A 3,127-nucleotide genomic window follows, 5' to 3' on the forward strand; every position below is an offset into this window, starting at 1 on the left:
GTAAGCGCTGCACCACGGCACCTTGCAATGGGCTGATGAACATGGAGCTTTCGCGCCATGACATTGGAACATGCAGGGGGCGATGTGGTCGCCGAGTTAAGCGGTGCGGCGGCGGCCGAAGATCGTGCAACGATGCCCGGCCGCGCGCGGCAACGGAGGCTGTGGAGTTGCGCCGAGAAGCGCGCGTTGGTCGACCTGGCGAGCGCGGCGGGGTCGTCGGTGACCGAGGTCGCGCAAGCGTTCGGCGTAGCCCCGTCACAGCTCTATGCGTGGCGCAAGCAGATGGTCGACGGCGAGCTCGATGCCGATCAGGCGATGGCGACCTTCGCGCGGATCGAGGTGAACGATCTGCCGGAGGTCGAACGCGCCGTCGCCGATTGCCCGGGCCCGGCCGGCAGGATCGTCGTGGCCTTTGCGAACGGCGCGCGATTGCGGATCGATGGGACCGTCGATCCGACAGCGCTGCGCATCGTCCTGGCGGAGTTGAGCAGGTGATCACGGTGGTACCGACGGACCGGATTTACCTTTGCTGCGGCGCGACCGACATGCGCCGCGGGATCAATAGCCTTGCGCGGATGGTGCAGCAGGTGCTCGCGCTCAATCCGCACACTGGCGCGATCTTCTGCTTCCGTGGGCGCAAGGGTCATATCATCAAGATTTTGGCTCATGACGACCAGGGGTTCTGCTTGTTCACAAAGCGGCTTACCGACCGCTGTTTTGCCTGGCCGACCACGAAGGATCAGGTCGCCGTGTCGCTCACCAAGGCGGAGCTTTCGCTGCTTCTGGAAGGGATCGACTGGCGCCGGCCGAGCAAGACTTATCGGCCGCGTCTGGCTGGCTGATTTTGCTCGTTTCTTATTGATTTTATGTCGATTCTGCTTCCGTGAAGGAGCTCTTTCGGGTATGTAGTTTGGGTGTCGGAACAAGCTCCCTCAACCGCTGATTTCCTCGCCCGGATCGCGCTCCTGGAAGCGGCCGTTTCTGCCCGTGACATCACCATCGCCGAGCGCGATGAGCAACTGCGCAGAGAGCGCGCCGAGGCCGCACTTCGTATCCAGCGCCTGCAGCTGCGGATCGATCGCTTCAACCGCAAGGTCTTCGGCCGCTCGTCCGAGAAGCTGGGCCAGATGCTGCTCGAACTCGAAGATCTCGAAACCGATGTCGCCGCCAGCGTGCCCGATATCGAGTTGCCCATCGTCGCTGAGACCGACAAGGTCCGGGTGTTGCCGGTGCGCAAGCTCAACCCGAACCTGCCGCGCAAGCGGATCATTCGCGAGCCGTCCTGCGCATGCTGCCCTGGCTGCGGCGGCGCTCTGCGCGCCATGGGCGAAGATCACGAGGAGATGCTCGACCTGGTCGCCCAGGCCTGGCAGGTGATCGAGACCGTTCGCCCCAAGTACAGCTGCCGGACCTGCGATAAAATCATCCAGGCGCCCGTACCCGCCAAAGCCATTGCACGCGGCAAGCTCAGCTACGCCGCGCTCGCCCATATCATGATGGCGAAGTGGGGTTATCATCTGCCGTTCTACCGTCAGAGCCAGATGATGGCCGCCAAGGGCGTCGATATCGAGCGATCCACGCTGGCGCGCAGCGCCGGCTACGCCGCCCCCTTGCTCGATCCGATCTACAACCGCATCCGTGAGATCGGCCGTACCCGCACCAAGATACACACCGACGACACGCGGCTTCCGATCCTGGCGCCCGGCACCGGCACGACGCACAAGGGCGCGCTCTGGGTTTACGTCGCCGACGACCGCAATTCAGGTTCTCAGGAGCCGCCGATCGCCTGGTATCGCGCCACCATGGGTCGCGCCGGCGAGAGCGTGATGACCGAACTCGCCGGATTTGCCGGCACGCTGCAGGCCGATGGGTTCGGTGGCTACAATCAGCTTTACAAGGGCGGCGCCATTCGGGAAGCCGCCTGTCTGGCCCATCTGCGCCGCAAGATATTCGACGTTCACGACAGCCAGCCGACTGCGCTCAGCACGACGGCGATGGCCGGTATCCAGGCGATCTACCGGATCGAGGAAGAGATACGGGGGCTTCCGCCGGCCGAACGATTGGCCGCACGACGAAGGCGGACCCGACCCCTGGTCCGGGCGCTGCGACGACAGCTCATGCGCCAGGCCAACGGTTTGTCGCGCCATGCCGATATCGCGAAGGCCTTCGCCTATGGCACCAAGCGATGGCGCGCGTTCAATCGCTTCCTCTACGACGGCCAGCTCGAGCCCGACAACCTGATTGCGGAGCGGGCGATTCGTGGATTTACGGTCGGCAGGCGCAATTGGCTTTTCTCGGGCAACTTCGCCGCGGCCGAGCGGTCCGCGGTCGTGCTCAGCATCATCGAGACCTGTAAGCTCTGCGGCGTCGATGCCGAAGCCTACATGGCCGATGTCATCGAGCGCATCCAGAACGACTGGCCAGCCTCGCGCTGGGACGAGCTGATGCCCTGGAACTGGGTGCGCCGCCAAGAGATGCCGCTCCCCTTGGCGGCATGAGCTCGATCGATGACATGGCGCTGTCGGACGAGGCGCTCGAGGCGTGGATGGCCGCCAAGACCAACCCCCGCCCGCTGGTGCGCACCATGTCGGCGCTGGATGGCTTCGTAACGGCATCGGTCACCGGGCCGCGGTTCGCGGATCCGCAAGACTGGATGTGCCCGCTCATGGGATTGCCGCGCGGCGTCCTGGCCAAAGGCTCTGCAACCGATCACGCCGTGTTCGCCAGCCTCGCCAGGATCCACAACCGGATCAACGAGACGCTGTTCGACAGGCCGCAGGATTATGCGCCCCGCTTCACCACCAACCCCAGTGGCGGCATCGACCCGCGGCCGTGGTGCCAAGGGTTCTACGCGGCCATCAATCTCAACATCAAACGCTGGAAACGGCTACTCGACCTCAAGAACCCCAACCACGGCCTGCTGCTGCCGATCCTGATCTACTGCGTCGACAAAAAAGGGCGGCCCGTCCTCGGCAAACCCAGGCCGGGACCCGAGACCGCGCACTTTATCGAGCACGAGGCGTACAAAGATATCGCCCTCGTCATTCCCGCCCTCCGCGAACTCCACTACGTCACCCGTTATGATAACCCGCAGTGATCGCCCCGGCGAGCCGACTAACGGCTGACC

The 3,127-nt window shown here is 64.3% G+C and carries 4 protein-coding genes; all 4 read left to right on the forward strand.

The features are described 5' to 3' along the window. Positions 1-57 precede the first annotated feature (57 nt). The 4 genes from YU3_RS38290 (at position 58) to YU3_RS0133795 (ending at position 3,097) form a co-directional block, all read left to right on the forward strand. A complete protein-coding gene (locus YU3_RS38290; protein ID WP_036260309.1) occupies positions 58-495 on the forward strand; it encodes a transposase in 438 nt (145 codons plus the stop codon). Next, positions 492-842 (forward strand): IS66 family insertion sequence element accessory protein TnpB, encoded by a 351-nt coding sequence (gene tnpB / locus YU3_RS0133785; protein WP_027170287.1) that lies wholly within the window; start codon positions 492-494, stop codon positions 840-842. Before YU3_RS38290 ends, tnpB begins: the two co-directional genes overlap by 4 nt. Before the next feature lie 72 nt (positions 843-914). Beyond that, positions 915-2,498, forward strand: coding sequence for an IS66 family transposase (locus YU3_RS0133790; protein ID WP_027170288.1), 1,584 nt, complete (start codon positions 915-917; stop codon positions 2,496-2,498). Further along, positions 2,495-3,097: a UPF0149 family protein gene (locus YU3_RS0133795; protein ID WP_027170289.1), complete on the forward strand. Its 603-nt coding sequence runs from the start codon at positions 2,495-2,497 to the stop codon at positions 3,095-3,097. Before YU3_RS0133790 ends, YU3_RS0133795 begins: the two co-directional genes overlap by 4 nt. Positions 3,098-3,127: the final 30 nt, after the last annotated feature.

The sequence above is a fragment of the Mesorhizobium sp. WSM3224 genome (assembly GCF_000427725.1).
GTDB lineage: Bacteria > Pseudomonadota > Alphaproteobacteria > Rhizobiales > Rhizobiaceae > Mesorhizobium.